This window comes from Pseudomonas sp. SDO5271_S396 (assembly GCF_054071795.1).
Map to the genome: position 1 here is coordinate 25090 of NZ_JBSVWB010000048.1, position 26730 is coordinate 51819.

The 26730-nt window shown below is 62.2% G+C and carries 29 protein-coding genes; 16 read left to right on the forward strand and 13 right to left on the reverse strand.

Annotated features, from left to right (window positions below; all coding sequences use genetic code 11):
- Window positions 1-3 precede the first annotated feature (3 nt).
- From ACW9IN_RS24690 to ACW9IN_RS24710, 5 genes are read left to right on the forward strand one after another with little or no spacing between them, the layout of a single operon-like run.
- Window positions 4-798, forward strand: a complete 795-nt coding sequence (locus ACW9IN_RS24690) for an ABC transporter permease (protein WP_457368279.1) — start codon at window positions 4-6, stop codon at window positions 796-798.
- On the forward strand, window positions 798-1088 hold the full coding sequence (locus tag ACW9IN_RS24695) for a (2Fe-2S)-binding protein (protein ID WP_457368280.1): 291 nt from the start codon (window positions 798-800) through the stop codon (window positions 1086-1088). Before ACW9IN_RS24690 ends, ACW9IN_RS24695 begins: the two co-directional genes overlap by 1 nt.
- Window positions 1085-2428 carry an FAD-dependent oxidoreductase gene (locus ACW9IN_RS24700; RefSeq protein ID WP_457368281.1) on the forward strand — a complete coding sequence of 448 codons (1344 nt, stop codon included), beginning with the start codon at window positions 1085-1087 and terminating at the stop codon, window positions 2426-2428. Before ACW9IN_RS24695 ends, ACW9IN_RS24700 begins: the two co-directional genes overlap by 4 nt.
- Complete coding sequence (locus tag ACW9IN_RS24705; protein ID WP_457368282.1) at window positions 2425-3522, forward strand: NAD(P)/FAD-dependent oxidoreductase; 1098 nt, start codon at window positions 2425-2427, stop codon at window positions 3520-3522. The genes ACW9IN_RS24700 and ACW9IN_RS24705 overlap by 4 nt, the downstream gene beginning before the upstream one ends.
- Window positions 3523-3536: 14 nt before the next feature.
- Window positions 3537-4568 (forward strand): ABC transporter substrate-binding protein, encoded by a 1032-nt coding sequence (locus ACW9IN_RS24710; protein ID WP_457368283.1) that lies wholly within the window; start codon window positions 3537-3539, stop codon window positions 4566-4568.
- Between the two features lie 228 nt (window positions 4569-4796).
- Here the strand turns inward: ACW9IN_RS24710 and nadE are convergent, their stop codons facing one another.
- Genes nadE through ACW9IN_RS24725 form a run of 3 tightly spaced genes read right to left on the reverse strand, consistent with a single transcriptional unit; the run spans window position 4797 to window position 7505 of the window.
- The gene (nadE, locus tag ACW9IN_RS24715) at window positions 4797-5627 is read right to left on the reverse strand and encodes an ammonia-dependent NAD(+) synthetase (protein ID WP_457368284.1); all 831 of its coding nucleotides are present in this window, start codon (window positions 5625-5627) and stop codon (window positions 4797-4799) included.
- Window position 5628: 1 nt separating this feature from the next.
- Window positions 5629-6846 (reverse strand): nicotinate phosphoribosyltransferase, encoded by a 1218-nt coding sequence (pncB, locus tag ACW9IN_RS24720; RefSeq protein ID WP_457368285.1) that lies wholly within the window; start codon window positions 6844-6846, stop codon window positions 5629-5631.
- Between the two features lie 11 nt (window positions 6847-6857).
- Window positions 6858-7505 carry a nicotinamidase gene (locus tag ACW9IN_RS24725; protein WP_457368286.1) on the reverse strand — a complete coding sequence of 216 codons (648 nt, stop codon included), beginning with the start codon at window positions 7503-7505 and terminating at the stop codon, window positions 6858-6860.
- 146 nt (window positions 7506-7651) lie between these two features.
- On the opposite strand from ACW9IN_RS24725, the gene ACW9IN_RS24730 reads away from it, so the two are divergent.
- A complete protein-coding gene (locus ACW9IN_RS24730; RefSeq protein ID WP_457368287.1) occupies window positions 7652-8344 on the forward strand; it encodes an NUDIX hydrolase in 693 nt (230 codons plus the stop codon).
- Window positions 8345-8480: 136 nt separating this feature from the next.
- Here ACW9IN_RS24730 and ACW9IN_RS24735 read toward each other — a convergent pair whose 3' ends face one another.
- The gene (locus ACW9IN_RS24735; RefSeq protein WP_457368288.1) at window positions 8481-9254 is read right to left on the reverse strand and encodes an L-iditol 2-dehydrogenase; all 774 of its coding nucleotides are present in this window, start codon (window positions 9252-9254) and stop codon (window positions 8481-8483) included.
- A 15-nt stretch (window positions 9255-9269) separates the two neighbouring features.
- Window positions 9270-10595 carry an ABC transporter substrate-binding protein gene (locus ACW9IN_RS24740; protein ID WP_457368289.1) on the reverse strand — a complete coding sequence of 442 codons (1326 nt, stop codon included), beginning with the start codon at window positions 10593-10595 and terminating at the stop codon, window positions 9270-9272.
- Between the two features lie 209 nt (window positions 10596-10804).
- Between ACW9IN_RS24740 and ACW9IN_RS24745 the strand changes: the two genes are divergently transcribed.
- The 3 genes from ACW9IN_RS24745 (at window position 10805) to ACW9IN_RS24755 (ending at window position 13889) form a co-directional block, all read left to right on the forward strand.
- Entirely contained in the window at window positions 10805-11743 is a 939-nt protein-coding gene (locus ACW9IN_RS24745; RefSeq protein ID WP_457368290.1) for an AraC family transcriptional regulator, read from the forward strand.
- Window positions 11744-11898: 155 nt separating this feature from the next.
- Window positions 11899-12846: a nucleoside-specific channel-forming protein Tsx gene (locus ACW9IN_RS24750; protein ID WP_457368291.1), complete on the forward strand. Its 948-nt coding sequence runs from the start codon at window positions 11899-11901 to the stop codon at window positions 12844-12846.
- Between the two features lie 14 nt (window positions 12847-12860).
- Window positions 12861-13889: a purine-nucleoside phosphorylase gene (locus ACW9IN_RS24755; protein WP_457368292.1), complete on the forward strand. Its 1029-nt coding sequence runs from the start codon at window positions 12861-12863 to the stop codon at window positions 13887-13889.
- A 76-nt stretch (window positions 13890-13965) separates the two neighbouring features.
- On the opposite strand, the gene ACW9IN_RS24760 is transcribed toward ACW9IN_RS24755, so the two are convergent.
- The 3 genes from ACW9IN_RS24760 to ACW9IN_RS24770 all read right to left on the reverse strand — a co-directional run bounded on the left by ACW9IN_RS24760 (window position 13966) and on the right by ACW9IN_RS24770 (window position 15984).
- Window positions 13966-14925, reverse strand: coding sequence for a quinone oxidoreductase family protein (locus ACW9IN_RS24760; protein ID WP_457368293.1), 960 nt, complete (start codon window positions 14923-14925; stop codon window positions 13966-13968).
- Window positions 14926-14956: 31 nt separating this feature from the next.
- A complete protein-coding gene (locus tag ACW9IN_RS24765) occupies window positions 14957-15130 on the reverse strand; it encodes a DUF1427 family protein (protein ID WP_457368294.1) in 174 nt (57 codons plus the stop codon).
- 89 nt (window positions 15131-15219) lie between these two features.
- Complete coding sequence (locus ACW9IN_RS24770) at window positions 15220-15984, reverse strand: AraC family transcriptional regulator (protein WP_457368309.1); 765 nt, start codon at window positions 15982-15984, stop codon at window positions 15220-15222.
- A gap of 155 nt (window positions 15985-16139) precedes the next feature.
- Between ACW9IN_RS24770 and ACW9IN_RS24775 the strand changes: the two genes are divergently transcribed.
- The gene (locus tag ACW9IN_RS24775; protein WP_457368295.1) at window positions 16140-16412 is read left to right on the forward strand and encodes a hypothetical protein; all 273 of its coding nucleotides are present in this window, start codon (window positions 16140-16142) and stop codon (window positions 16410-16412) included.
- On the opposite strand, the gene ACW9IN_RS24780 is transcribed toward ACW9IN_RS24775, so the two are convergent.
- Together ACW9IN_RS24780 and ACW9IN_RS24785 are read right to left on the reverse strand one after the other, a co-directional pair.
- On the reverse strand, window positions 16409-16864 hold the full coding sequence (locus ACW9IN_RS24780; RefSeq protein WP_457368296.1) for a DMT family transporter: 456 nt from the start codon (window positions 16862-16864) through the stop codon (window positions 16409-16411). The genes ACW9IN_RS24775 and ACW9IN_RS24780 overlap by 4 nt on opposite strands.
- A 4-nt stretch (window positions 16865-16868) precedes the next feature.
- On the reverse strand, window positions 16869-17357 hold the full coding sequence (locus ACW9IN_RS24785; RefSeq protein ID WP_457368297.1) for a DMT family transporter: 489 nt from the start codon (window positions 17355-17357) through the stop codon (window positions 16869-16871).
- Window positions 17358-17473: 116 nt separating this feature from the next.
- On the opposite strand from ACW9IN_RS24785, the gene ACW9IN_RS24790 reads away from it, so the two are divergent.
- The 3 genes from ACW9IN_RS24790 (at window position 17474) to ACW9IN_RS24800 (ending at window position 19280) form a co-directional block, all read left to right on the forward strand.
- A complete protein-coding gene (locus ACW9IN_RS24790) occupies window positions 17474-18406 on the forward strand; it encodes a LysR family transcriptional regulator (RefSeq protein ID WP_457368298.1) in 933 nt (310 codons plus the stop codon).
- 140 nt (window positions 18407-18546) lie between these two features.
- Window positions 18547-18906, forward strand: a complete 360-nt coding sequence (locus tag ACW9IN_RS24795; protein ID WP_457368299.1) for a type II toxin-antitoxin system Phd/YefM family antitoxin — start codon at window positions 18547-18549, stop codon at window positions 18904-18906.
- Entirely contained in the window at window positions 18903-19280 is a 378-nt protein-coding gene (locus tag ACW9IN_RS24800; protein WP_457368300.1) for a type II toxin-antitoxin system VapC family toxin, read from the forward strand. The genes ACW9IN_RS24795 and ACW9IN_RS24800 overlap by 4 nt, the downstream gene beginning before the upstream one ends.
- 25 nt (window positions 19281-19305) lie before the next feature.
- Here the strand turns inward: ACW9IN_RS24800 and ACW9IN_RS24805 are convergent, their stop codons facing one another.
- Window positions 19306-20625, reverse strand: a complete 1320-nt coding sequence (locus ACW9IN_RS24805) for an Nramp family divalent metal transporter (protein WP_457368301.1) — start codon at window positions 20623-20625, stop codon at window positions 19306-19308.
- 42 nt (window positions 20626-20667) lie between these two features.
- Window positions 20668-22218 carry a DUF726 domain-containing protein gene (locus tag ACW9IN_RS24810; RefSeq protein WP_457368302.1) on the reverse strand — a complete coding sequence of 517 codons (1551 nt, stop codon included), beginning with the start codon at window positions 22216-22218 and terminating at the stop codon, window positions 20668-20670.
- 192 nt (window positions 22219-22410) lie between these two features.
- Between ACW9IN_RS24810 and ACW9IN_RS24815 the strand changes: the two genes are divergently transcribed.
- Window positions 22411-22812: a RidA family protein gene (locus ACW9IN_RS24815; protein ID WP_457368303.1), complete on the forward strand. Its 402-nt coding sequence runs from the start codon at window positions 22411-22413 to the stop codon at window positions 22810-22812.
- Here the strand turns inward: ACW9IN_RS24815 and ACW9IN_RS24820 are convergent.
- Entirely contained in the window at window positions 22802-23698 is an 897-nt protein-coding gene (locus ACW9IN_RS24820; RefSeq protein ID WP_457368304.1) for a LysR family transcriptional regulator, read from the reverse strand. The genes ACW9IN_RS24815 and ACW9IN_RS24820 overlap by 11 nt on opposite strands.
- 509 nt (window positions 23699-24207) lie before the next feature.
- Here ACW9IN_RS24820 and ACW9IN_RS24825 point away from each other — a divergent pair.
- Both ACW9IN_RS24825 and ACW9IN_RS24830 read left to right on the forward strand, forming a co-directional pair.
- Entirely contained in the window at window positions 24208-26016 is a 1809-nt protein-coding gene (locus tag ACW9IN_RS24825) for a monovalent cation:proton antiporter-2 (CPA2) family protein (RefSeq protein ID WP_457368305.1), read from the forward strand.
- Window positions 26017-26088: 72 nt separating this feature from the next.
- Window positions 26089-26643: a hypothetical protein gene (locus ACW9IN_RS24830; protein ID WP_457368306.1), complete on the forward strand. Its 555-nt coding sequence runs from the start codon at window positions 26089-26091 to the stop codon at window positions 26641-26643.
- Window positions 26644-26730: the final 87 nt, after the last annotated feature.

The window sequence follows — 26730 nt, forward strand, 5'->3', positions numbered from 1 at the left end:
CGCATGTCCAGAAACGGTCCTTTGGCCCTCGGTTTCCACACGCTGGTGGTGCTGTTCATGATGGCGCCGCTGGTGGTGGTGTGCCTGGTGGCCTTCACCCCGGAAAACACCCTGAGCCTGCCCACGTCGGGCTTCTCCCTGCGCTGGTTTCGCGCGGTGTTCGAGCGCGCCGATTTTATCCAGGCGTTCTACAACAGCCTGATCCTGGCGTTTACCGCCGCGAGCCTGGCCACGTTGATCGCGGTGCCTGCGGCATTGGCAATCAGTCGTTACCCGTTCCCGGGGCGCAACTTTTTCAGCGCGCTGTTCCTGTCGCCAATCATCATTCCGCACCTGGTGCTGGGCGTGGCGATGCTGCGCTTGTTCGCGCTGATGGGCGTCAACGGCAGCTTTACCTGGCTGATGCTGGCCCATGTGGTGATCATCACGCCGTATGTGCTGCGCCTGGTGCTGGCGGCGGCCATCGGCATCGACCGCAGCGCCGAGCAAGCCGCCGAATCCCTCGGGGCCAGCCGCTTTACGCTGTTCCGGCAGATCACCTTGCCGATGATTCTGCCCGGCGTGGCCGGGGGCTGGCTGCTGGCGTTCATCAACAGTTTCGATGAGGTGACGCTGTCGATCTTCGTCAGCTCGCCGGCCACCCAAACCCTGCCGGTACGCATGTACGTGTACGCCACCGAGTCCATCGACCCGATGATGGCGGCGGTGTCGGCGCTGGTGATCGCCCTCACCGCCGCCACCATGATTCTGCTGGACCGGGTCTACGGCCTGGACCGTGTGCTGGTGGGGAAACATTGATGGCGCTGTTCAAACGACTGGCCGAAACCGCGCGCCCGACGCTGGCCTTTACCCTGGACGGGCAACCGGCGACAGGCCTGCTTGGCGACACCCTGCTGACCGCCGTGCTGACCTGCGCCGACCACTTGCGCGGCAGCGACTTCAGCGCCGAACGCCGTGCAGGTTTTTGCCTGATGGGCGCTTGCCAGGATTGCTGGGTACGTCTGGAAGACGGGCGTCGTGTGCGGGCTTGTTCAACCCTGCTGGAAGAAGGCCAGGCGATCAGCCGCGAGCCGGGGCGTCAGCCATGAAGCCGGTGGTGATCGTGGGCGCGGGCCCGGCAGGCATCAGCGCGGCGCGCACCCTGCTCGACCATGGCATCAAACCGTGCCTGGTGGATGAAAGCCTGCGCGGCGGCGGGCAGATCTATCGACGCCAACCGGCGAACTTCCAGCGTTCCGCCAAACAACTCTACGGGTTTGAAGCGCACAAGGCCCAGGCCATGCACCGCACGCTGGACGAGTTGGCGCCGCTGATCGACTATCGCCGGGAAACGCTGGTGTGGAACGCCGAAGATGGGCGCCTCGACCTGCTCGACAATGGCCGCGCCGACAGCCTGGAATACGCGCAGCTCATCGTTGCCACCGGCGCCACCGACCGCATTCTGCCGGTGCCCGGCTGGACGCTGCCCGGGGTGTACAGCCTGGGCGCGGCGCAGATCGCCTTGAAATTCCAGGGCTGCGCCATCGGTGAGCGCGTGGCCTTCTGCGGTAGCGGCCCCTTGCTCTACCTGGTGGCGTATCAGTATGCCAAGGCCGGGGCCACGGTGGTGGCGGTGCTCGACAGTGCGCCGTTCAGCGCCCAGTGCCGCGCGTTGCCGGCGTTGCTCGGGCAACCGGCAACCCTGGCCAAGGGCATGTATTACCGCGCCTGGCTGACGGCCCACGGGATTCCCGTGCATCAGGGCGCAACGCTGACGCAGATCGATGGCGAGCAACGGGTTCGCGGTATTCGCTTCGGCGAGCACAACCTTGAATGCGACGCCGTGGCCTTCGCCCATGCCCTGCGCAGCGAGACGCAATTGGCGGACTTGCTCGGCTGCGAGTTCGCCTGGAACGCCCTGAACCGCGCCTGGTTGCCGCAACGGGACAGCGCCGGACGCAGCAGCGTCAAGGGCGTGTACCTGGCCGGCGACGGTGCCGGCATCATGGGCGCCGACGCCGCGCAGATGGCCGGCGAGCGCGCAGCCTTGGCGGTACTGGAAGATGCGGGCGTGGCGATCGATCACCGTCGCCCCGCGCTGCTGGAGCGGCAGCTGGCAGGCATCCTGCGCTTTCGCCAGGGCCTGGAGACGGCGTTCCCCTTCCCTGCACAGTGGGCGGCACAGGCGCCGGACAGCCTGGTGGTGTGCCGCTGCGAGGAAGTCAGCGCCGGCGAGATTCGTGCGGTGGTGGATGAAGGTCACTGGGAAATCAATCGCGTGAAAGCCCATTGCCGCGTCGGCATGGGCCGCTGCCAGGGACGCATGTGTGGGCTGGCGGCAGCGGAAATCGTGGCCGAGCGCAGTGGCCGGGGCATCGAAAACGTTGGGCGGCTGCGCGACCAGGCGCCGATCAAGCCACTGCCGTTTGGCGTCGAGGTGCAGCCATGATCGACGTCATTGTGCTCGGCGGCGGCATCGTCGGTGCCTCGGCGGCCCTGATGCTCGCGCAGAAAGGTCAGCGTGTGGCGCTGGTGGAGCGCGACTTCTGTGGGTCGCACTCCAGCGGCGTCAATTATGGCGGCGTGCGGCGTCAGGGACGGCCCTTGCACCAATTGCCGTTGTCGCAGCGTTCACATGAGTTGTGGGCCGACCTGCCAGGGCTGATCGGCATCGACGGTGAGTACCTGCGCTCAGGGCACCTGAAGCTGGCCCGCAGTCACGCCGATCTTGCCGCGTTGCAGGCATATGCCGAACAGACCCGTGGCTTTGGTCTCGGCCTGCAATTGCTGGATTACAGCGAGCTGCGCGCCCGTTTCCCCTGGGTCGGCGATATCGCGGTGGGCGCCTCGCTGTGCCCCGAGGACGGACACGCCAACCCGCGACTGGTCTCCCCCGCCTTCGCCAGGGCCGCGCAACGCTGTGGCGCCACGCTTTACGAGCAGGCCGAAGTGATCCGCATCGAACATGACAGTCGCCAGTTCCAGGTGCACTGCCCCAACGGCCTGCACCTGCAAGCACCGTGGCTGCTCAACTGCGCGGGCGCCTGGGCCGGCACGCTGGCCGAACGGTTTGGCGAGCCGGTGCCGATGACGTCGGCGCACCCGGCGATGCTGGTCACCGAACCGCTGCCGGTGGTGATGAACGTGAGTACCGGCGTCGAAGGCGGCGGCATTTATGCGCGGCAAGTGGCCCGAGGCAATTGCATCCTGGGCGGCGGTCGCGGCTTTGCCCTCGGCCCCCGGCAAGCCCGGCCCGGGCAAGCGGCGGTGCTGGAGATCCTGCGCAACGCCGGCGAGCTGTATCCGTTTCTCAAGGGCGCCCAGGCGATTCGCACCTGGAGCGGCACCGAAGGTTACCTCCCCGATCACGAACCAGTGATCGGTCCCAGCAGCACCCAACCCGGCCTGCTCCACGGTTTCGGCTTTGCCGGCGCCGGGTTCCAGCTCGGTCCCGCCGTCGGCGAAGCCCTGGCAGAGATCGTCTGCACGGGCGCCAGCCGCCAACCCATCGAAGCGTTTTCCATCCGTCGTTTCCAAGCCTGAGAGGAAAAACATCCATGAACCCACGTATTGCGCTGCCCTGCTTGTCCCTTGCCCTGCTCGCCTCCACCGCCCACGCCGCGCCGACGCTGTACCTGGGCATGAACGGCGGCACCATGGAACGGGTGTACGCCGACAAGGTGCTGCCCGCGTTCGAAAAGGCCAACAACGTCAAGGTGGTGATCGTGCCCGGCACCTCGTCGGACATTCTGGCCAAGGTCCAGGCCAACAAAGACAACCCGCAAATGCATGTGATGTTCCTCGACGATGGCATCATGTACCGCGCCATCTCCATGGGCCTGTGCGACAAGCTGGCGCCAAGCCCGACTCTGGAGCAGATTCCGGCCAAGGCGAAAATCAAGGAGGAAGCGGTGGCGGTGACCCTCGGCGTCACGGGCCTGGGCTACAACGCCAAGATGTTCAAGGAAAAAGGCTGGGCCGCGCCCACCTCGTGGATGGACCTGGCCGACCCGCGCTTCAAGGAAAAGGTGGTGTTCCAGTCCCTGGCCTCCTCCACCTTCGGCCTGCATGGCTTCCTGATGTTCAACCGCATCCAGGGCGGCGACGAGACCAACGTGGAGCCGGGGTTCAAGGCCTGGCCGAAAACCGTCGGGCCCAATGTGCTGGAGTACATTGCCAGTTCCGCGAAAATTTCCGAGATGGTGCAGACCGACGAAGCGGCGATCTTTCCGCTTACCCCGACCCAGGTCGCCACTCAGAAGCTGCTCGGCGTGCCCATGGAATATGCGCAACCCAAGGAAGGCGCGGTGGTACTCAACGTGGCTGAATGCGTGATCGCGCGTAATGACCAGCCGGAACTGGCGCAGAAACTCGCCGCGTTCCTGCTGACCGCCGAAGCCCAGGCCCCGGCGCTGGAAGAAGGCGACCAGATCCCGTCTAACCCCACTACCCCGACCACCGACAAGACCCGCGCGCGGGTGGAAGCGATGCAGGGCTACTTGCAGACGGCGATTTCGATTGATTGGGACCAGGTCAACCAGGCTCGCCCGGAGTGGAACGCGCGGTGGAGCCGGTCTATCGAGCGTTGATCGCACTCCCCTGTGGGCTTGCCTGCGATGACGGCGTCACATCCAACCGCTATCGCAGGCAAGCCAGCTCCCACAGGGTACTTATGGTGGTTGGAAAAACTCTGTCAGCAGGGACATTGCGACGGGCGCTTTCTTACCCGCGGTGAAGATCCAATGTGGGAGCTGGCTTGCCTGCGATGCTCGTTAACGATAACGCGGGCATTCTGGAGAAACGCGGTGCCGTTGCGATCATCGCCGGCAAGTCGGCTCCTGCAGGGGGGTAATGGGTAGCGCGCGTTTGTGGGCGGTCTTTAGATAGGCCTGTTCCACAATATTGCGCACTCGCTCACTCACCGGTTCGCCCATCAGGTAGGCATCGATTTCGGCGTACGTGCAACCGTAGGCGTGTTCATCCAACTTTCCCGGCACCAATTCTTCGAGGTCGGCAGTCGGGTGTTTGTGCACCAGGTTGTCCGGTGCACCGAGGGCCGAGGCCAACAGGCGCACCTGAGTCTTGGTCAAGCCGGACAGCGGTGCCAGGTCGCAGGCGCCATCGCCGAATTTGGTGAAGAACCCCATCAAGGCTTCGGCGCCATGGTCGGTGCCGACCACCAGGCCGTTATGCAGGTTGGCCACGGCGTACTGGGCGATCATCCGCGCACGGGCCTTGACGTTGCCTTTGATGAAGTCGAGATGGTCAGCGCAGGCATCTGTGGCAGTCAGGCTGGCCATGAGGCCGTCAACGCTGGCGGCGATGTTGAGGGTGTCGATCTGATCCGGGGTGATGAAGTCCAGAGAGGCCTGGGCATCCCGTTCGTCAGCTTGAATCTTGTAGGGAAGGCGCATGGCGACAAAGCGCGCAGCGTAGCCTTCGGCGCGCAATTGCTCCGCCGCCAGCTGACACAGACGACCGGCGGTGAGGGAATCGACGCCACCGCTGATGCCCAACACCAACGCCTTGCAGCCCGAGCTGCGCAAGGTGTTCTTGATGAAGTCGATGCGCCGCTGGATCTCCCTGGCTTCACCGCCCTTGACCAGTTGCCGGTCGATGTTCAGTTCCTGTGCGATACGGTCTTGCATGTCACACCTCCACACTACCCACATTGAACACTTGCGCTGCGTACTGCAAAAACGAGGCGTCTTCGCAGACGTTCTTCACGGGGTCATCCGAGAATTTCACCACCGGCTCGCCGTGCACCCGCACCAGTTTCATGACGATGCTCAAAGGCTCCACGCCGTCCACATCGCAGGCCAGGCTGGTGCCCATGCCGAAGCCGAACCTGGCTTTGCCACGCACGTGCCGCAGGATCGGCAGGCATTTTTCGAAGTTCAGGCCGTCGGAAAACATCAGGTCCTTGGTCATCGGGTCGACGCCCAATTGCTTGTAGCGGGCCAGCACCTTGTCGGCCCAGACGATGGGGTCGCCGGAGTCCTGGCGCAGGCCGTCGTAGAGCTTGGCGAAATACAGGTCGAAATCCTTGAGGAAAAAGTCAGTGCTGATGCAGTCGGTCAGGGCAATACCAAGGCGACCGCGATACTCACGCACCCAGTTTTCCAGGGCGGCGTTCTGGCTCTCGCGCAGCCGGCCCAGTTGCTGGTGCACCATCAGCCATTGGTGGGCCATGGTGCCGATCAGCGGCAAGTCGAATTCGTAGGCCAAGTGCGCGTTGCTGGTGCCGACGAACTGGCCTGGGAAGTCGCGGCGCATGATGTCCACCACTTCCCGCTGGGCTTTGAAGGACAGGCGCCGGCGGGTAGAGAAGTCGGACACTCGCAGGTCGGCCAACTCGTCGCGGCTGAGGTGCTTTTCCAGCCAGTCGAACTTCTGGTAAAGCTTGCGCGTGACGTCTTCCAGGGTCACGTCGGGATATTTGTCGCGGTTGCGTAACTCGCTGACCAGGGCCAGCACCGGCTGCTCGAACATGATGCAGTGCAGCATCGGGCCGACCACGCGGATGTTGAGTTGACCGTCGACTTCACTGACGTGGATATAACGCAGGTTGAAGCGGAACAGGCCGAGGAAGCGCTCGTAATCCGGCGTGAGGTATTCGCGAAAACGTGGGTTGAACAGAAAGCGCAGTTCACCTTCGCGCATGTGCAGGCCGGCCATTTTCTCGAGTTCGGCGCGCAGCTCGGGGATCAGATGGCCGAGTTTTTCCCTGGAACGGACGATGAAGTTGTATTCGACGTCGACATTCGGGTGCTGGTGCAGCACGGCCTGCATCATGGTGAAGGTGTAGTAGTCGGTGTCGAGCAAGCCCTGAATCACCGAAGTTTCATAGTCGTAGGCACTTTCCATGCTGTCTCTCCTTAACGCGTGGCCATCACGGCCAGTTCTTCGCGGGTGCGGCTGATGGCGGCGCCGGCCTTGAGCAGATCGTTCACGGCCTGCACCCCGCCCTCCGCGCTGATGCCCCGGCACGCCGGCAGGTGCAGGACCACTTCCAGGCCAGCCTTGAGCAGTTGCAACGCGGTGGTCTTGACGCAGTAGTCCAGGGCCAGCCCGCCGACGATCACACGGGTCACGCCTTGGGCGTTCAGGTACTCGATCACGCCGGTGGACAGTTTGTCGTGCAAGTCGTGGTAGCAGGCGCCATAGGGGTGCAGGTCGGGTTCGACGCCTTTCCAGATGAAGTAATCGTAGTCATAGGGCGTGGGCAATTCGTCAAGCAAGGTAAACCCTTCCGTGCCCGGTACGCAGTGGCTCACCCAAGTGACATCGGCATGGGCCAGGCCGGTGGGTTGCAGCATGTCGCTGTGCTGCGACACCACCCAGGGCGCGTGCGGGGTGTGGGCGTCCTTGCTGCCAACGCGATGGCCGGCGAGGCTGGCCATGTAATTGAGCTCGGCGCCGATCCGGTCACCGCCGGCCACCGGCAATTCGTTGGGGCACAGCGGCGTGAAGCTCTTCTGGGCGTCGACATCGAATGAAGCAATGGCTGTTTTCGCGAGGATCATGGCGGTTCTCCTGTGGCCTGAAACAAAAGTACACGTCATGTACTTTCATTGCAAGAAACATTTGGTTATCTATGCTGGACTCAGTACATGACATATCTGTTTGATCCGTTAGACTGTGCCCCACTGCAATTCTGGAAGGACCTCACATGCCGCTCAGCGCCTACCTCCACACTGTCGACCTGTGCGTATTGTTCTATTGCCGCACCTCCGGTGAACTGAAGCTGCTGCTGAATAAGCGCGACGCCGAACCTTTCGCCGGGCATTGGGCGTTACCCGGCGTGGTGGTCAATGGCGATGTGCAAGATCTGAGCCTCGAGGCGGCGGTGGAGCGCCTGCGCGCCAGTGACAAGGTGGGCCTGAAGCTGGTCTGGAGCGAGCAAGTGGGCACCGTGGGTGATGCGTTTCGCGACCCGCGATGCTGGTCGTCGTCCACTTACTACCTGGCGATCGTCGCGGATGAGGTACGGCTGGGTGAACATCAAGGCTGGTTTGCCCTGGACGCCGTGGCCAAGGGCAGCATCAAGCTGCCATTCGATCACAACCGGATTGTGGCGGCGGTTCAGGAGCGGTTGCTGTCCAAGTCGCTGTACAGCAGCTTGCCGTTGATGTTCCTGGGCAAAGAGTTCAGTGCACCGGAAGCGACCACGATCTTTTCCCGGGTGCTGGAGCGGCCGGTGCTCAAGACCAGTATTCGTCAGCGGCTATTGAAACTGACTGAGGCTGGGTACTTGCGCGAGACCGGGCGCAAGAAGCAAGGCGAAGGCGGCAGGCCCCAGGCGACAGTGGCGGTTCTGAAACCTGGAGAAATCTACTTCTTCGACCGCAGTTTCGCTGAGTAACGCGATTTAAAAAACACCGATGATCACCTGTGGGAGCTGGCTTGCCTGCGATAGCGTTGGGTCAGACAGTAAAGCAGCAACTGACAGTTAGCTATCGCAGGCAAGCCAGCTCCCACATTCTGATCAGTGCAGGGCTCTAGTTCATCCAGTTGCCGCCATCGACGTTGTAGGTCTGGGCCACGACGTAGTCGGCATCTTTGGAAGCCAGAAAAACCGCCATCCCGGTCAGATCCTCCGCCGTGCCCATTCGCCCGAACGGCACCTCGGCTCCGACCCGTTTCTTCTTCTCGCCCGGCGCCAGGCCTTCGTGCCGGGCGAACAGTGCATCCACGCCGTCCCAATGTTCGCCGTCTACCACGCCAGGGGCGATGGCGTTGACGTTGATGCCTTGCTTGATCAGGTTGAGCCCCGCCGATTGCGTGAGGCTGATCACCGCCGCCTTGGTCGCACAGTACACCGCCACCAGCGGCTCGCCACGGCGCCCGGCCTGGCTGGCCATGTTGATGATCTTGCCGCCATGGCCCTGGCTGATCATCTGGCGGGCGGCGGCCTGCAAAGTGAACAGCGTGCCGGCGACGTTGATCGAAAACAGGCGCTCGTAGCTGTCGCGGCTGATATCGACGATGGGCGCCAGGTCGAACAGCGCGGCGTTGTTGATCAGGATATCCAGCTTGCCGACCCGGGCCACCACGGCGGCAATCGCGCTGTCGATGGAGGCCTGGTCGGTGACGTCCATCGCCACCGCGTAGGCCTGCGGGCCCAGCTCGGCGGCCGTGGCCTGGGCCCGTTGCAGGTTGATATCGGCGATGGCCACGGTGGCGCCTTCGGCGATATAGGCCTGGGCAAAGGCGCGACCGATGCCGCGCGCCGATCCGGTGATCAGCGCACTTTTACCTTCAAGTCGTTTCATGGGGGCTTCCCGTCTCTATTTCGGATACCCGGCGCGTTTCATTTCGCGCTCGGTGGTGGATTGGGCTTCGAGCAGGGCCTGATCGACCGACATGCCACCGGTGAGTGCCGCCGAGAACAGCTTGCCGACCGACGTGCCGATGGCCTGGAATTCAGGAATGGTCACGTACTGGATACCCACATAGGGCACCGGTTGGGCGGAAGGATGCGCGGGGTCGGCGTGCTTCATCATTTCCAGGGTCACCTGGGCGAACGGCGCCGCTTTCAGGTACGCCTCGCTGTAGGTCGACTGGCGCGTGCCCGGCGGTACGTTGGTGATGCCGTCCTTGTCTGCGACCAGTTGGATGTAGTCCTTGGAGGTGGCCCAGGTGACAAAGGCCTTGGCGGCGTCCTTGTGCTTGGAGGTTGCCGGGATCGCCAGTGACCAGGCGTACAACCATGAGGACCCCTTGTCGGTAACTTCGGTGGGCGCCGCGGCAAACCCTACGCTGTCGGCGACCTTGCTTTGGCTTTTGTCGGTGGTGAACGAGCCGGCGACGCTGGCGTCGACCCAGATCGCGCATTTGCCGCTGTTGAACAGCGCCAGGGTTTCGTTGAAGCCGTTGCTGGAGACGCCGGGAGGGCCGGATTGCTTGAGGGTGTTGACGTAGAAGTTCGCCGCAGCGGTCCACTCGGGGCTGGTCAATTGTGGCTTCCACTGCTCGTCGAACCAACGTGCACCAAAGGCGTTGGCCATGGTGCTCAGCAATGCGATGTTTTCACCCCAGCCGGCCTTGCCGCGCAGGCACATGCCGTACTGGTCTTTGTCCTTGGCCGTGAGTTTGGCCGCGAACTCGCCGAGCTGGCTCCAGGTCGGGTGCGCGGGCATGCTCAGCCCGGCCTGCTGGAACAGGTCGGTGCGGTAGTAAGTAACGGTGCTCTCGCCATAGAACGGCAGCGCGTACAGGGTATTGTTGACCGACAGGCCCTGGCGCACGGCCGGGAAAATATCATCGGCGTCGTAGGCGGCCGGCAGTTGGGTCAGGGGTTCCAGCCAATGTTTGGCGCCCCACAGCGGGGTTTCGTAGGTGCCGATGGTGAGCACGTCGAACTGCCCGCCCTGGGTGGCGATGTCGGTGGTGAGGCGCTGGCGCAGCACGTTTTCTTCGAGCACCACCCAGTTGAGCTTGATGTCCGGGTGCTGCTCTTCGAACACCTTGGACAGGCGCTGCATGCGGATCATGTCGCTGTTGTTGACGGTGGCGATGGTGACGGTGTCGGCGGCGTGACTGGGCATGGCCAGGGCCAGTGCGCTGAGCAGGAACAACGCGTGCGGGAGCTTGGCTTTGCAGGTCTGGAGCATGGCGGTTTCCACCTGTTGTTTTTGTTGTCGAGCGCCGATTACAGCAGCTCTGCCGCCCCCTCACAAACGAATGGCGAATGCACGACTGGTACTTTTTTAACCGGTTCGCCAGGATCAAAAAAGTATCGGTCCCGAGCGAAACCGGGGGTAGCGCACACCGCGTCCACGCGCGTATTTTGACGCGATACAGACCCACAAGAGGCATCGCCATGCCCGTCAGCCGTACCACCCTGTTCGAACATCGCCCCGCCGAACTGGAAGTGATCCTGCCCGAGCCGGACCACTGTTTTCGCTGGTTCGAACACGATTACCCCTACGACCTGGCGCGCTGGAACCACCATCCCGAGTTCGAGATTCACCTGATCCGCCAGGGCAGCGGCAAACTGGTGGCGGGCGACTATATCGGTGCGTTCAGTGCCGGGCATGTGGCGCTGATCGGTCCCGACCTGCCCCACGACTGGATCGGCGAACTGGCCCCCGGCGAGTACCTGACGGGCCGCGACGTGGTGCTGCAATTCGACGGCGCCGCCCTGCTCGCCCTGCGCAAGACCTTGCCGGAGCTGGGCGACCTGCAACAGCTGTTCGAACGCGCGCGGCGCGGCCTGGAGTTCAGCGGCGACACCGCCGTGCAGGCGGCGAGCCTGATGGAGGCCATCGGCAAAGCCCAGGGCTTGCAGCGACTGATCCTGTTCCTGAAACTGCTCGATACGCTGAAAAACGCCCCCAGCCATCATGTTCAGGCCCTCGCCAGCCCGTGCTACGCCCCTACACTGGACGCGCGCAGCGCCGAGCGCATCAACAAGGCCTTCGATTACCTGATGCGCGAACTGACCGGCGATGTGCGCCTGTCGGTGATCGCACAGCAACTGGAGATGAGCGAGCCGGGTTTTTCGCGCTTCTTCAAGCGCAACACCGGCCACGGTTTTATCGACCTGATGCGCAAGTTCCGCGTGCAACGTGCCTGTCGGTTACTGCTGCAAAGCGATATGTCAGTGGCCGATATCTGTTTTGAAGTGGGCTACGCCAACCTGTCCAACTTCAACCGGCACTTTCGCATCGAGATGAACCAGACGCCGAGCGACTATCGTCGCGAAACCGCAATGCACCTGTTCAATCGCATTGAAAAAATGACACCCAGTCAATTCTGATCAAAAGGTCGATTAATTCCGGTTTTTCCCCTTTTATTCAAGCCATTGAGCGAAGTTGGTACAACCCGTGCAAACGTTTGCGGAATGAACTTGACCGCCAGGTTCGCCACCACCCGAAGAATCGGGTTCAAACCGCGTACGAATAGGGATTTTCAATGCACTCCACCGCCAGGCGTCCTGCCTCCTTTGGTGTTTCCTTGCTACTGGCCGCCGTTACGGGAGTACTCAGTACACCCATTTTGGCGCAACAACCTGCCGTCGATGAGTCAGCACAGGGCGAAACCCTGAGCCCGGAAGCCAGCCCGCCGAAACAAGGCGCCTACTTTTCCGACTGGTTCAACCAGGACCTCACGCTCATCGGCAGCAAAGACATCAGCTTCGGGCCCAAACCCCAGGATGACGTCTACCTGGAGTACGAATACTTCGGTCGCAAGGGACCCTTCGAGTTGTACGGTTATATCGACGTGCCGAAGATTCTCACCATCGGCAACAGCAATGACAAAGGCGTGTGGGACCATGGCTCGCCGGTATTCATGGAGCACGAACCACGGATTTCCATCGATTACCTGGCGGGGCGCAGCCTGGCCATCGGCCCCTTCAAGGAATGGTACGTGGCGTTCGACTGGATCTACGACCACGGCAGCAACAAGGCCAACCGTGCCAATACGCTGTACAGCGGCCTGGGCACCGACATCGATACCCATTCGCGGGTCAACCTGTCGGCCAACTTCTACGGGCGCTACCAGTGGGAAAACTATGGCGCCAGCAATGAATATTCCTGGGACGGTTACCGCGCACAGATGAAATACATCGTGCCGATCAGCAGCTTCGACAACGGCGCCTCACTGACCTACATCGGTTTCACCAACTACGATTTCGGCTCGAACCTGCACAAAGACAACCCCGCGCGCACCGCCAACGCAGTGGTGGCCACCAACGTGCTGTTGTATTCCTTCACCCATCTGCGCTTCACTCTGGTCGGCCGCTACTTCCACAACGGCGGCAACTGGGAAGACGGCAGCGAGCTGAATTTCGGCGAAGGCAACTTCCGCGCCCGCTCCGACGGCTGGGGTTACTACGCCGGCGTGGGCTACCAATTCTGATCAAGGAGCACTCGATGAAAACGTTGACCCGTCTCTCTATCGCTGTCGGCCTGGCCGTGCTGCCCCACATGGTGCTGGCCGATACGCCTGCGCCGATCAAACCCAAGGTGATGCTGATCACCATGTTCGCCCCCGAGGCGCAAACCTGGATCGATCGCCTGGAACTCAAGCAGGAAGTGCGCGTACCGGGGCTGTCCGCCGAATACCCGGTGATCCGCTGCAACACCCAGGATGTGTGCCTGCTGGTGACCGGCATGGGCCAGACCAACGCCGCCGCCTCCACCCTGGCGCTGGCCCTGTCGCCCAGGTTCGACTTGCGCCAGAGCTACTTCCTGATCGCCGGGATCGCCGGCATCAGCCCCAAGCACGGCACCATCGGTACCACCGCGTGGGCACATTACCTGGTGGAGTTCGGCACCCAGTGGGAGCTGGACTCGCGGGATGCGCCCAAGGATTGGCCGACCGGCTACATCGGCATCAACACCAAAGGGCCCAACGAAAAACCACCGCTGGACTACAAAACCGAAGTGTTCGAGCTGAACCCCAAATTGCAGGCCAAGGCCTTCGCCCTGTCGCAAAAAGTGGAACTGACTGAAAGCAAGGAGTCCAGCGCCTGGCGCAAACACTACCCTGCCGCGCCAGCCAACCAGCCGCCGCAAGTCACCCGGTGCGACACCGTGGCGGGCAACACCTGGTTCTCCGGCACACGCCTGAGCGAGCGCGCCGAAGTCTGGACCAGGCTGCTGACCGACAACAAAGGCGAATACTGCACCACTCAACAGGAAGACAACTCCACCTATGAAGCGCTGCTGCGCGCCAGCCGTGAAGGTTTGGTGGACATGCAGCGCCTGGCGGTGGTGCGCGCAGGTTCGGACTTCGACCGTCCTTACCCGGGCTACAGCGAGGTGGATAACCTGCTGAAATACGCGGACCAGGGCGGGTTCGTACCGGCGCTGGAAAACCTGTACCGCACGGGCAACCCGCTGGTGCAGGCGATCCTGAAGAACTGGTCGGCCTGGGAAAAAGGTGTTCCTGAGGCGTGAAGCATGATCGTTCCCACGCTCCGCGTGTGCTTTAGCGTCGTGACGCGCTGCGTGGGAACGATCGGATAGCGGGGTATCAGGGCAGGAAGATGATTTTGTCTGCGCTACCGCTGTTCACTTCCTCATAGCACTGCACGCCATCGGCCAGCGCCACTTCGCGCAGGCCGGTGGGCAGTGGCAGCGAGCCCTCATCGAAGAAGCGTCCAAACTGCTCCAGCATCACTGCGCACTGTTCACAGTTGTAAAGCAGTGAATTGATGCCCACCACCGAACCGCCCTTGCGGTACAACGCCAGGGCGGGCAACTGCACAAGGCCGTCAACCGGCGCGGCGATAATCGCGATCCGCCCGAACGGCGCCAGCGCCGCCACCGCCGCCGGCAGCCAGAAACCCGTGGTATCGAAGATCACGTCGGCACCGCCCTTGAACACGGCATTCACCTGCACACCCAGCTCCTCGGGCTTGCCCAGGACGATGGCTTCGACGCCTTGGGCCTGCAGCACCTCCACCTGTTCAGGTCGACGCACGGCGGCCAGCACCTGGGCACCGCGAATCTTTGCCAGGGCCAGGGTCGCACTGCCCACCGCACCGTTGGCTCCGATCACCAGCAGCCGCGTGCCTTGGCCGACACCGCTGCGCTCCAGTGCGTCCCAGGCAGTGGTGTACGGCACGCCAAGGCTGGCGGCCTGGGCAAAACTCAGGTGGGCAGGTTTATGCGCCACGCCCTTGGCCGATACGCTGAGGTACTGCGCGTGGGAGCCGTCGGCGAAGAACCCCAGGTCGCGCCCCGTGCCCCAGACCTCCTGGCCCACCAACGCCTGCGGGCCTTGCACCACCACACCGGCAAAATCACGCCCGGCAATGCGCGGCAGCGTGGTGTAGGGGAAACGGCCAAGCACGTTTTTCACATCGCTGGGGTTGAGGCCCGCCGCCTTGACCTGCACCAGCACTTCACCCTCGGCGGGTACCGGTGTGGCGACGTCGACGAAACGAAGGGCGGACAGGTCGCCAGTGGCGGAAAATTGCAGTGCTTTCATGACAGGTATCCATCGAAGAGAAAGAGAGGCATCAGGACCACCAGGCGCTGATCAGTTGCCGGCCCATGGGCCAGAGCTTTTCACCAAGCAGCATGCCCATCAGGCCCACCAGCGCGATGGCGGGTGGAGCGGGCGAACGGAAGTCCAGGGCGCCGTAGATCACGCCGACCAACAGGCCGATGGCAAGGGAAATCAGATAACTCATGGGGGCTGCGCCTGGTAGGTTGATGGGCGCAGTGTAGAGGTCCTGTTCCTGAAGCATCGGCCAAGTGCTTCAGGATTTCGGCCAAGCCTTCAACCGCGGAACTGCGAAGGAGCAATCCCCAGTTCGCGACGAAACATGTCGCTGAAACTGCTCGGCGAATAGCCCAGGGAGCGCGCGATAGCGCTGACCGACTGGCCCTGGATCAACTCCGCCACCGCCGTGGCCAGTTGTACCTGGCGCCGCCATTCGGCGAACCCCATGCCCAGGTTGTTCTGGAACAACCGCGCCAGGGTGCGCACGCTGGCACCCGCCGTTTCGGCGTGGTGTTCGAACGGAATCTCCAGGGACGGCGCGGCCATCACCGCCTGACAAGCGCTGACCAGGCGGCGGTCGGCCTCTACCGGCATGGCGATGCGGATCTGCGAGCGGCGGGCCCGTTGCAGTTCCAGCAGGGCCAGGCCGACCACGGCGTCGTAGTAGGCCGCATCGCCCTGATCGCCCTCGTCCACCAGGGTGACGATCAGTTCGCGCAACAGCCCACCCACTTCGATCACCTGCACCTGGCTGTCCAGCGTCGCCGCCAGTGCCGGGCGCAGATAAATATTGCGCATCTGCAGGTCCGAGACCACGCGGATCCCGTGTTCGACTCCCGGCGGCAGCCACACCGCACGCTGGGGCGGCACCACCAGCGCTTCGCGTGGCGTCTCGACCCACATCACCCCGCTCATGGCATAGAGCAACTGGCCCCAATCATGACTGTGGGGCTCCACGAACAATCCACGGGGGTAGGTGCGTGCCAACGGTTGCACGGGAACGGCGTGATCACTGAGGTCGGGGGGCGCGGCCAGGGCCATGGAGCACACATCAATCAAGGGTGAGGCGCCATGGTAATCACCACCGTTCGACAATCCGAGTGAATTTTCGCAGCCCCCCAGGATCACTTGCCTACACTCAACCCCATATCGGGCCGCCAGGATGCGCGTGCCCAGGCTGGATCAAGGAGCCCCCCATGGATTGCCCCATCCCCATCAACGGCAAGGCGCGGATCGATTACACCCAGGACACACTCTTCGGGCCGTTGGCCAGGCATGTCGAATGCCAGGTCAGCGTGCAGCAGCAACCCGGCTGGATGGTGCTGAAGGTGTTTCAACCCCTGCCCAATGACCTGCACGCGGCGCAAACCGTGGTATTTGCCCTGGAGGGCCGGCGCACCAGCGGCGTGGTCAAGGACAGCCAGCGGCTGTCCGATTACAGCCTGCGGCTGGAGTTGGAAGTCGGTTAATCGACCTGTCGGGCATTGCTGCGGTACATGAACACCAGTGCCAGCGCCAGGCACAGCATCGCGACGATACGGTTGCCCGACAGCTCGATGGCCGGGTTGCCCAGCCAGCCGAAGTTGTCGATCAGCATGCCCATGCCCAGTTGCCCGACGATCACCGCCACCGTCGCCACCGCCGTGCCCACCACCGGCACCGCGCCAACCATCACCATCATGTACACCACCCCGAACAGCGCCCCGGTGAGTTGCCATTTCGGCACGTCCAGCAGGCTCACGGCATGGGCCGGCTCAAAGAACAGAATCAATAGACCGGTGCTGATCGCCCCCACTGAAAACGTCAGCAGGCTGCTGCGCAGCACGCCCACGGTCTGGCCCAGACGCCCGTTGATCGCCGCCTGCACACTCAACACCGCGCCGGCGGCAATCACCACTACCAATAACAGAATCAGATTCATCGCCTTAACCTCGAGCAATCAAAACCAGTGCAACCACAATCAGCACCAGGGCCATCCAGCGCTCACCATTGACCCGCTTGCGTGCAGCGCCGAACCAGCCGAAATGGTCGATCAGCACACTTTTGCCGACCTGGCCCGACAGGATCGCAATCATGGTCATGGCAATGCCGATATGCGGCGTGGCCAGGGTCAATACCACCACGTACATCGGCCCCAGGAACCCACCGATCAACTGCCAGCGTGGCAGCTCGGTCAGCGCCGGGCCCTTTTGCGGGCCGCTGAACAGCAGCAACAGAAACAGAATCGCCGAGCCCACGCCGAAGATGCTCAACGTGGCCCATAAATGCCCCACCTGCACACCCAGCGGCCCGAGCAGGCCCGCCTCCACCGACAGGCCCATGCCGGCCAGGATCACCAACGGCAGCAACAGCCATCGCAACCGGTTTTTTTCCGGCATGGCCTGGGCCACACCCTCTATGGAACGTGCCTGCATACATCACCTGCGCTTCAGGAAAGGAACATGGCGCACATTATCCGGTGGCCCTTCTGTGCGATAAATGGGAGCATGCGTACAACACTTTTGCGCAATACGCACAGCCTGGAGCCACCATGCAGGGCTTGAATGAATTGAGTTTCAAGGCACTGCGCCTGTTCGTCGCGGTGCTGGACCACGGCAGCTTTTCCGAAGTCGCCCGCCGCGAAAATCTGGCGCCCTCCTCCATCTCCCGGCAGATCCAGTTGATGGAACAGGCCATCGGCCAGCAATTGCTGTACCGCCACACCCGCGCGGTCAGCCCCACTGAAGCCGGGCGCCTGCTCGGGCGCCACGCGCGCCTGATGCTGGAACAACTGGAAAGCGCCGGCCAGGCCTTGCAGGAACAGGACAGCGAACCCAGTGGGCTGGTACGCATCAACGCCCCCATGGTGTTTGGCCAGCGTCACCTGTCACCGTGGCTGGGAGCGCTCTGCCAGCGCTATCCCAAGCTGCAACTGGATATCCAGCAAACCGATACCTACGTCGACCCGCTGCAAGATGGCACCGACCTGTTGTTTCGCATCGGCGTGCTCAACGACTCCAGCATGCAGGCGCGGATCTTCGCCCCCCAACGCTTTCGCATCGCTGCAAGCCCGGCCTATCTGGCCCGCCATGGCACGCCCGAGCACCCGGACGAACTGCTCAGGCATCAATGCCTGGCCTACAAAGGCATCACCGGTCAGCAGCGCTGGTTCTTTCGCCGTAACGGCGGCGACTGGACGCCCTACAGCGTCAAGGGCCCGATTACCGGCAACCATGCCGACACCCTGACCCACGCCGCCGAGCAAGGCCTGGGGTTGGTGGTATTTCCCTCCTGGCTGATCGGCGAAGCTTTACGCGCAGGCACGCTGCAAGCGGTGCTGACGGACTATGACGTCGCAACGACCCTGGAACCTCAGCAGATCGCGGCGCTATGGCCGGGCAGCCGGCGGTTGTCGCTGAAGGTGCGCACGGTGATCGATTACTTTGTGGAATGTTTTGGCACGGTGCCGTATTGGGATCGCTGAGCGTTGCAGGTGGCAAAACGCTGAGTGGATGAGGAACTTTCCTAGACGCCGAAGTAGTCCCGCTCTGAATTTACGGGCCACTATTTTTTGCACTTGGCAGGCTGCGGCAGACTTTGGCGAAATCGGTTTGGAGAGTCTCCATGGAGTTCATGTACCGGAAACAGTCGCGCGCCGAGCGCGCAGCATTAACCAGCGGTCGCCCCGTTTTGGATAGCTCACCCAGTTTTGGCTATATTTGGCCAAAATCGGGAGAGACTGACATGGTTACCATCCCTTTGGGTGAGGCAAAAAACAACTTGTCGAAGCTGGTCGATGAAGCCGCCGCCGGCAAGGTCATCACGATTGCAAAGCATGGACGTGCAATGGCGCAGTTGGTGCCTGTGGGAAAATCCAAAGGCCGTCGAATAGGTGCCATGAAAGGAAAGCTCGTCATTCCCGCAGACTTCGACGCACCCCTGCCGGATGACGTGCTGGATGCCTTCGAAGGCAGCCATTCATGAGGGTGTTGCTGGATACCCACATCCTGCTTTGGGCGTTGAATGATGACCCGAAGTTATCCAGCAAAGCTCGAAAACTCATTGAGAATGCAGCAGAAATCTACGTGAGCGCGGCAACGTTCTGGGAGATGGCGATCAAGGTCGGCCTGGGCAAGCTGGATATCGATCTGGATGAAATTCGTGAATACAGCCTGGACAGTGGTTTTGTCGAACTGCCCATCACATTGGAACATGCCCTGTCGGTGAGCGACCTTGAGCATTACCACAAGGACCCTTTTGACCGGCTCCTCGTTGCCACCGCCATGAGCGAGCCCATGAGGTTATTGACCGCAGACCCACAGATCGCCCAGTACACCTCCCTGGCCATCCTGGTCTAGGTCATCACCGTCACGAACGTTCACATCAAAACAGCCACTGGCCGATCAACCATGCATTCGCCCCGCTGATCACCGTAAACAGAAACCACGCCAGTATGCGGGTGGGCATTCGATTGACGAATGGACCCATCAACTGTTTGTCGCCAGTCATGCGGATCAAGGGGTACAGCGCAAAGGGCAATTGCAGGCTGAGGACTACCTGGCTGAGGATCAGCAGCTTGCCGATGGCATCGTCGCCCATCAGCCACACCCCAAGGAACGCCGGGATCAGCGCCAGCCCACGGGTGATCAAACGGCGTTGCCAGCACGGGATACGCAGGTTGAGGTAGCCCTCCATGATCACCTGCCCGGCGATGGTGCCGGTAAACGTCGAGCTTTGCCCCGAGGCCAGCAAGGCGATGCCGAACAGGATACTGGCAAAGACGCCACCGACCAGGGGGTCAAGCAAGTGGTAGGCGTCCTGGATTTCCACCACATCACTGTGGCCGGTCTTGTGGAAGGCCGCCGCGGCCAGCACCAGGATCGCGGCATTGACCAACAACGCCAGGGCCAGGGAGCCGATGGTGTCGATACGTGCCAGCTTGACCGCATCCTGTTTGCTCGCGAGGTCCTTGCCGATCAGGCGCGTCTGCACGATGGAGGTGTGCAGGTAAAGGTTATGGGGCATCACCGTGGCGCCGAGGATGCCAATGGCCAGGTACAGCGGAGCCGCGTCGCTGAGGGCCGACAATGAGGGGGTGAAGCCGCTCAACACTTCCGGCCAGTAGGGTTTGATCAGCACCAGCTCGATGAAGAAACACACGCCGATGGTTGCCACCAGCGCCAGCATGATCGCTTCCAGACGTCGGAAACCACGGTTTTGCAGGGCCAGGATCAGCAATGTGTCGAACGCGGTAATGACAATGCCGGTGGTCAGCGATACACCCAGCATCAGATGAAACGCCAGGGCGCAGCCGAGCACTTCGGCAAGGTCGGTCGCCACAATCGAGATTTCCGCCAGCACCCACTGAGTGCGCGCCGAACGTTTGCTGTAGCGTTCACGGCACAGTTGCGCCAGGTCTTTGCCGGTGGCGATCCCCAGTCGCGAGCACAGGCACTGCACCGCCATCCCGGCAAGACTGGCCAGCAGCACCACGAACAACAGGCTGTAACCGTAGCGCGACCCTGCCTCGATGGCGGTGGCCCAGTTGCCCGGGTCCATGTAACCAATCGAAATCAACAAACCGGGGCCGGCGAACATGAGGATGCGTTTGAAGAATGAGGCCTTGGGATCAACGGCGACGGAGCCGGCCACTTCCGGCGGGCAGAACGGGGCGGTAGCGATTTTCGGCAGGCTGAATTTCACGCGGTATCCCAGGCAAACACACTTAGACAGGGGCGCAGCTTATCAGTCGGACCCAACCGTGCGCACCACTGTTTCCCGGGGCAGATCAAACGCCTCCACCACCTGTACCACCAAATCCATTTCCTGGTTGAGGGCTTCACGTTCCATGCGCTGACGAATCAAACCGACCACCAGCACCGCCAGGGTGGTGATCGAATAGGCCGGCCCGGAAAAAGCGCGCACGCCGCTCACCAACAGCATCGCCGCCGCCAGCGCCTGGCCCACCACCGGGACCGCCGTGGCCGCTCCACGCCGCAGCATGAACCCGGTGAGCCCAGCCAGGGCCGTGCCACTCAATGCCGTGGTGGCCGAGCGGCCGACAGTGAAACGGCTGAACAGGCCTTGTTCCTTTTGCGCAGCCGCCGTGAGCTCGGCGTCGAACACCTGACGGTCGGTGCTGCTGAGTTTGTCCTTGTACTGCTCGATGAGTGTTTCGGCGACCTGGGCTTCCAGGGTCGCCAGCGCCACCGTTTCGAGCGGTTCGTCGAAGCGGATCCCCAAGCGCTGCACCACGTCCTCGGCAATCTGCCGATAACTCACACCATGGCCTCGGGCAATGTTCATGAACGTATCTCCGCCCATGCGCTGCAACTCGATCGCCAACTTGAGCGGCTCGCGTACCGACGCATCGATCGAAGCGCTGCGCTTTTGCGCCATCAACTCGGCCAGAAACTTCAATTCATCGGGTCGCGCCTGCACCAGCGCCGGGAACAATTCCACGTCCTCCTCGGCAAAGCGCACTTCGCTGCTGCGCTGATCCGCGCGGATCATGCCGCGCCGCTCCTGTAACAGATCGGTGTACTGCACCACCGTCTGTAACTGCGGCCAATACGAGGCGTGATCGAAAGTGGCCAGGTGCACATTGGTCACCTTGGCCTTGAGCGCCGGCGTCAACGGAATGGCGTAGCGCCCGATGCAACGCTCGGTGTCCGGTTTCAAGGCCAGGGCCCAGTCCCGACTGGAGTGGCAGTTGATCACACGCCCCTTGAGGGGTGCCGACACTGCGTCCCAGGGGCTGGAAGTACAGATTGCGCCCCCCATCAGCAACAAGTGATTGAGCGGCAATTCGCGAGCGATCTCGGGGCTGGCCAGCAGGCTCTTGACCAGAATCCGTGCGCCCAGCGAATGCCCGATCAAGTTGATCCGCTCTACCGCCAGTGATTCGGCGTGCAGATAGCGGACAAGCTCCGGCAGCAGGCTGCCGGCCACTTCATCGACCCGGGCTTCGACGCTCTTGTAGTGGTCGAGAAAATACGCAATCGCCTTGCCTACCCCGACCGTCGCGGCCCCGAGGCCACCGCCCAGCATCGAGGTGATCACATCCTTGAACGGCGCAAACAGGTTTTCCAGGAAATGCCCCGCTGGCCAGAACAGCATCAGGTTGGTCGAACCTTCGATGCCCGCCAACTGCTGGGTGAAATTGCCCAGTTGTTGCGGGTTGAAGAATGCCGAGTAACCGTGCACGTAGAGATTGAGCACCTCTCCCTTGGGTTCTCCACATAACAGAAACGTGGGCTTGCGGGTGCGGTGCATTTCATCCCACGGGTGTTGCATGGGGCGATGACTCCTGGTGACAAAGGGACAGCGATAGTAACAAAGCGGGATCCACAGCGAGGTGAATCCTGACCGCCACAAGCGCGGCGGATTATGCATAACAGTGAACAGTCATGCCAAAAAACCGGGATTTTGTTCGCTCATTTCATCCTCTAGCATCCGCCATGTCTTGAACTGAACCGAGGAAATACCATGAGCAATGTCGAGTTTTTCGTCACCCCGGGCTACGGCGATTACCTGCGTGAACACCTGCATTACTCACAGGCAGTCAAAGTCGGTAACCGGGTGGAAACCTCCGGCCAAGGGGGATGGGACGACGCGCTCCAGATTCCCGCCGACCTGGCGGAAGAAATCGCCCAGGCGTTTCACAACCTGGACCGCACCCTGGCGGCAGCCGGCGCGGGTTGGGAGCACGTGATTCATGTCAACTCCTACCACGTGGGCGGCTTTCCGCCCGAGGTCAACGAGGCGATGGTCAAGCAATACCGCCGCTACATGCCCGACCATGCGCCCATCTGGACGCAGGTTGGCGTCGAAGCCCTCGGCTTGCCGACCATGCGCGTGGAAGTCCGCGTGACCGCGATCATTCCCTGATCCCGAACGTGCGCATCACCCACTCGGTGAACACCTTGAGCCGCGCGCTCTGATGGCGATTGGGTGGGTAAAGCAAGTGCAGCGGCGTGGCCGGGCGTGACCACTGCGGCAACACCTGCACCAGTTGGCCGGTGTCCACGTAATACTGCACGATCGCCTTGAAATGCTGCCCGACGCCCAGCCCGGCGAGCAGCATTTCCTTGAGACCGTTGCCTTCGTTGGTGGAATAGGCACAGTCGTTCACTTCGATGCGCCGCCCACCCTGCTCGAAAATCAGCGGCTCCGGCTTGCCTGAGCCGGTAAAAAAGTAACCGGCCTTGAGGTGATTGCGCGCCAGGTCTTCCGGGGAAGTCGGGATACCGTTGCGTTCCAGGTAGGCGGGCGCGGCGCAAGTGAGGTATTCCAGGTCTGCCACCTTGCGGCCGATCATGGCCATGTCATCGAGCTTGCCGGCGCGAATCACACAGTCCACACCCTCCCCCACGATATTCACCGCACGGTCGCTGATGCCCAGGGCCACGGTGATATCGGGGTATTCCCGATGAAAGTCCACCAGGGCCGGAATCAGCAGGCAATTGGCAAACGAAGCCGGCGCATCCACACGCAAGTGCCCGCGCGGCTTGAGAACCTGGCCGCGCGCGGCACTGTCGACTTCGTCCAGTTCGGCTACCAGCCGCCGGGCATGCTGGTAATACTCCAGCCCCTCGGAGGTCGGCGCCAGGGCTCGGGTGGTGCGGTGCATCAGTTTGATGCCCAGGTGCTTTTCCAGATCGGTGATCAGCTTGCTGACGGTAGAACGTGGCAACGCCAACTGATCGGACGCCCGACTGAATGAGCCCGTGTCGACAACACGGACAAAGGCGCGCATGGCGAGAAGTTGATTCACAAGGGCGACCTATAGCAGAGGGAAACCGGGCTCATTGTCCATCAACCTGCACAATGGGGACAGAGAATAACAAGCCGTTATTCAAGCGATACCTCTCCGAAACCGGAGACATCGTTTACACATTGAAACTTCGACGCGCTCCAAAGAAGCGTAAAAAAACCGCCCTTTCGGGCGGTTCAAGGGACTCGGGCCTGATCAGAGCCCGAGGGAGAAATCGTGGGTCAGCGAGTGGTCGTTGTCAGTACGCGGCAGTTGGCCGCCGTCATCCTGCTCTTCGCATCCACCCGTATCGAACACGGAATGACCACAACCGATCCCGTGTGCCAAAACGTTAGTAGACCCGCGGAAAAGTCATTGAATTAAATGGTATTAATACTTTTGTAAGTGCGTCGTCAGAGCGGGCTGACAGTCAACGTCCCGCGCCCCGCGCAGCAAAAATACAATTTTCAAAATGTAAAAAGCGCTCTAATACGCCCTGTTGATTCGCTTTGAAGACCCTGGAGTTCGCAATGCCCCATGAAGGCAACCTGTTACAAGCAGCCGTGGTGTTTCTGTTCGCCGCCGTGTTGACCGTGCCCCTGGCCAAGCGCCTGCAACTGGGCGCGGTGCTGGGCTATCTGTTCGCCGGCGTGATCATTGGCCCGTCGGTACTCGGCCTGGTGGGCAATCCGCAGAGCGTCGCGCAGTTTTCCGAACTGGGGGTGGTGTTGTTGCTGTTCATCATTGGCCTGGAGCTGTCGCCCAAGCGTTTATGGGTAATGCGCAGAGCCGTGTTTGGCGTGGGGCTGGCCCAGGTGCTGCTCACCGGGCTGGTGATGGGCGTAGTGGCGCTTTGGCTGTTTGGCCAGGCGTGGAACAGTGCCATCGTGCTCGGTCTGGGCCTGGCGTTGTCGTCCACCGCCTTCGGCCTGCAAAGCCTGGCCGAGCGCAAGGAGCTGAACCAGCCCCACGGTCGCCTGGCGTTCGCGATTCTGCTGTTCCAGGACATTGCGGCGATCCCGCTGATCGCCCTCGTACCGCTGCTGGCCGGTAGCGACCACCCGGCCACCGAAGCCCAGGGCGTGCAGCATGTGTTGCAGATCCTCGGCAGCATCGCCGTGGTGATCATCGGCGGACGCTACCTGTTGCGACCGGTGTTTCGCATCGTCGCCAAGACCGGGCTGCGTGAAGTGTCCACCGCCACCGCGCTGCTGGTGGTGATCGGCACGGCCTGGCTTATGGAGCTGGTGGGCGTGTCCATGGCCCTCGGCGCGTTTCTCGCCGGCCTGCTGCTGGCGGACTCGGAATACCGCCACGAGCTGGAATCCCAGATCGAACCGTTCAAGGGCCTGCTGCTGGGCCTGTTCTTTATCAGTGTGGGCATGGGCGCCAACCTGAGCCTGCTGCTCAGCTCGCCGTTGGTGGTGATTGGCCTGACCCTGTTGCTGATCGGCCTCAAACTGCCGCTGCTGTATGCCGTTGGCCGACTGGCGGGCGACCTCAACCGCGAGAGCGCACTGCGCCTGGGTGTGGTGTTGGCGGCGGGCGGTGAATTTGCCTTCGTGGTGTTCAAGATCGGTCGCGACCAGGGCCTCTTCGAGGCCGGGCTCCATGATGTGCTGGTGCTGACCATCACCCTGTCCATGGCGGTCACACCGTTGCTGTTGCTGGTATGCCCGAAGCTGTTCAAGCCCAAGGCCAAGCCGGTGGACGTGCCGGAGGAATACCGCACCATCGAAAGCGACGCGCCGCGCGTGGTCATCGCCGGCATGGGCCGTATGGGCCAGATCGTCGCGCGGATCCTGCGGGCGCAGAACATCTCGTTCATTGCGCTGGACACCTCGGTGGAAACCATCGAACTGACCCGCAGCTTCGGCGGCATGCCGGTGTTCTACGGTGACCCGCAGCGCCCAGAGATCCTGCATGCGGCCAAGGTCGATCGAGCGGAGTTCTTCGTGATTGCCATGGACGACCCGGAGATCAACATCAAGACCGCCGCGCTGGTGCGCAACCTCTACCCACACATGAAGATCATCGCCCGCGCGCGCAACCGCCAGCACGTGCACCGGCTGGTGGACCTGGACGCTTCACCGGTTCGCGAGACCTTCTACTCCAGCCTGGAGATGAGCCGCCGTACCCTGGTCGGACTGGGTTTGACCGAGGTCCAGGCCGATGCGCGCATCACCCGTTTCAAGAACCACGACCTGCAAGTACTCGCCGCCCAGCATGCGGTATACGACGACGCGGCCAAGGTGATGCAGACCGCCCAGGAAGCCCGCACGGAGCTGGCGCGGCTGTTTGAGATGGATCGACTAGAGGAAGAGTCCGACAAGGTGTGAGGCGGCTGGTGAACGATATTGCGATTTTTCTGACAGAATACGCCGCAATTTCGTTCACCTCTGGAGTGCTTCATGGCCACCTTCACCAAGACCGCAGCCTTGCTGGCCCTGGCGCTCACCGCCGGTAGCGTGTTTGCCGCAAGCAAGCCGGCCACGCAGACCATCGCCACCCTGGGCGGCAAGTTCACCTTCAACCTGCCCAAGGCCTATGTGGCCGACACCCTGCCTGCGGGCAAGGCCGAAGATGGCACCGGCGACACCCAAGGCACGCTGTACGCCAACCAGACCACAAAAAGTGTGGTGATCGTCGCCGAAACCGTGCGCAACGATGGGGTCACCATTCAGGACAATGACCCGCAGTTCCTCGACGGTGCCGTCGCGGGGTTCGTCAAGGACCAGAGCGCCGCCCTGCCCGATTTCAAGAAACAGGCCGAGAAGAAGCTGACGTTCAAGGGCCTCGGCCTGCGCCAGGTCGACAGCACCGCCACCCAGGGCGGCGGCAAGACCCTGAACTCGACCTTCCTCGGTGGCTCGGGCAACCGCCTGCTGGTGATCCAGGCGATCTCCCGGGCTGATGATGTGAAGGGGCATGCGGAGCTGGTGAAGCAAATCACCGGCGGGAAATAACCCGACCCCGAACAACCCAGACTAATGTGGAGCAAGCTGTCGAGCCCCGGCGAGGCTGCGAAGGCGGTGGGTCAGGTGGCATCTGTG

What these genes read in the sequence shown, in the direction of transcription:
- ACW9IN_RS24690 (WP_457368279.1), top strand. Translation starts at nt 4, where the DNA reads ATGTCCAGAAACGGTCCTTTGGCCCTCGGTTTCCACACGCTGGTGGTG.
- ACW9IN_RS24695 (WP_457368280.1), top strand. Translation starts at nt 798, where the DNA reads ATGGCGCTGTTCAAACGACTGGCCGAAACCGCGCGCCCGACGCTGGCC.
- ACW9IN_RS24700 (WP_457368281.1), top strand. Translation starts at nt 1,085, where the DNA reads ATGAAGCCGGTGGTGATCGTGGGCGCGGGCCCGGCAGGCATCAGCGCG.
- ACW9IN_RS24705 (WP_457368282.1), top strand. Translation starts at nt 2,425, where the DNA reads ATGATCGACGTCATTGTGCTCGGCGGCGGCATCGTCGGTGCCTCGGCG.
- ACW9IN_RS24710 (WP_457368283.1), top strand. Translation starts at nt 3,537, where the DNA reads ATGAACCCACGTATTGCGCTGCCCTGCTTGTCCCTTGCCCTGCTCGCC.
- nadE (WP_457368284.1), bottom strand. Translation starts at nt 5,627, where the DNA reads ATGCAAGACCGTATCGCACAGGAACTGAACATCGACCGGCAACTGGTC.
- pncB (WP_457368285.1), bottom strand. Translation starts at nt 6,846, where the DNA reads ATGGAAAGTGCCTACGACTATGAAACTTCGGTGATTCAGGGCTTGCTC.
- ACW9IN_RS24725 (WP_457368286.1), bottom strand. Translation starts at nt 7,505, where the DNA reads ATGATCCTCGCGAAAACAGCCATTGCTTCATTCGATGTCGACGCCCAG.
- ACW9IN_RS24730 (WP_457368287.1), top strand. Translation starts at nt 7,652, where the DNA reads ATGCCGCTCAGCGCCTACCTCCACACTGTCGACCTGTGCGTATTGTTC.
- ACW9IN_RS24735 (WP_457368288.1), bottom strand. Translation starts at nt 9,254, where the DNA reads ATGAAACGACTTGAAGGTAAAAGTGCGCTGATCACCGGATCGGCGCGC.
- ACW9IN_RS24740 (WP_457368289.1), bottom strand. Translation starts at nt 10,595, where the DNA reads ATGCTCCAGACCTGCAAAGCCAAGCTCCCGCACGCGTTGTTCCTGCTC.
- ACW9IN_RS24745 (WP_457368290.1), top strand. Translation starts at nt 10,805, where the DNA reads ATGCCCGTCAGCCGTACCACCCTGTTCGAACATCGCCCCGCCGAACTG.
- ACW9IN_RS24750 (WP_457368291.1), top strand. Translation starts at nt 11,899, where the DNA reads ATGCACTCCACCGCCAGGCGTCCTGCCTCCTTTGGTGTTTCCTTGCTA.
- ACW9IN_RS24755 (WP_457368292.1), top strand. Translation starts at nt 12,861, where the DNA reads ATGAAAACGTTGACCCGTCTCTCTATCGCTGTCGGCCTGGCCGTGCTG.
- ACW9IN_RS24760 (WP_457368293.1), bottom strand. Translation starts at nt 14,925, where the DNA reads ATGAAAGCACTGCAATTTTCCGCCACTGGCGACCTGTCCGCCCTTCGT.
- ACW9IN_RS24765 (WP_457368294.1), bottom strand. Translation starts at nt 15,130, where the DNA reads ATGAGTTATCTGATTTCCCTTGCCATCGGCCTGTTGGTCGGCGTGATC.
- ACW9IN_RS24770 (WP_457368309.1), bottom strand. Translation starts at nt 15,984, where the DNA reads ATGGCCCTGGCCGCGCCCCCCGACCTCAGTGATCACGCCGTTCCCGTG.
- ACW9IN_RS24775 (WP_457368295.1), top strand. Translation starts at nt 16,140, where the DNA reads ATGGATTGCCCCATCCCCATCAACGGCAAGGCGCGGATCGATTACACC.
- ACW9IN_RS24780 (WP_457368296.1), bottom strand. Translation starts at nt 16,864, where the DNA reads ATGAATCTGATTCTGTTATTGGTAGTGGTGATTGCCGCCGGCGCGGTG.
- ACW9IN_RS24785 (WP_457368297.1), bottom strand. Translation starts at nt 17,357, where the DNA reads ATGCAGGCACGTTCCATAGAGGGTGTGGCCCAGGCCATGCCGGAAAAA.
- ACW9IN_RS24790 (WP_457368298.1), top strand. Translation starts at nt 17,474, where the DNA reads ATGCAGGGCTTGAATGAATTGAGTTTCAAGGCACTGCGCCTGTTCGTC.
- ACW9IN_RS24795 (WP_457368299.1), top strand. Translation starts at nt 18,547, where the DNA reads ATGGAGTTCATGTACCGGAAACAGTCGCGCGCCGAGCGCGCAGCATTA.
- ACW9IN_RS24800 (WP_457368300.1), top strand. Translation starts at nt 18,903, where the DNA reads ATGAGGGTGTTGCTGGATACCCACATCCTGCTTTGGGCGTTGAATGAT.
- ACW9IN_RS24810 (WP_457368302.1), bottom strand. Translation starts at nt 22,218, where the DNA reads ATGCAACACCCGTGGGATGAAATGCACCGCACCCGCAAGCCCACGTTT.
- ACW9IN_RS24815 (WP_457368303.1), top strand. Translation starts at nt 22,411, where the DNA reads ATGAGCAATGTCGAGTTTTTCGTCACCCCGGGCTACGGCGATTACCTG.
- ACW9IN_RS24825 (WP_457368305.1), top strand. Translation starts at nt 24,208, where the DNA reads ATGCCCCATGAAGGCAACCTGTTACAAGCAGCCGTGGTGTTTCTGTTC.
- ACW9IN_RS24830 (WP_457368306.1), top strand. Translation starts at nt 26,089, where the DNA reads ATGGCCACCTTCACCAAGACCGCAGCCTTGCTGGCCCTGGCGCTCACC.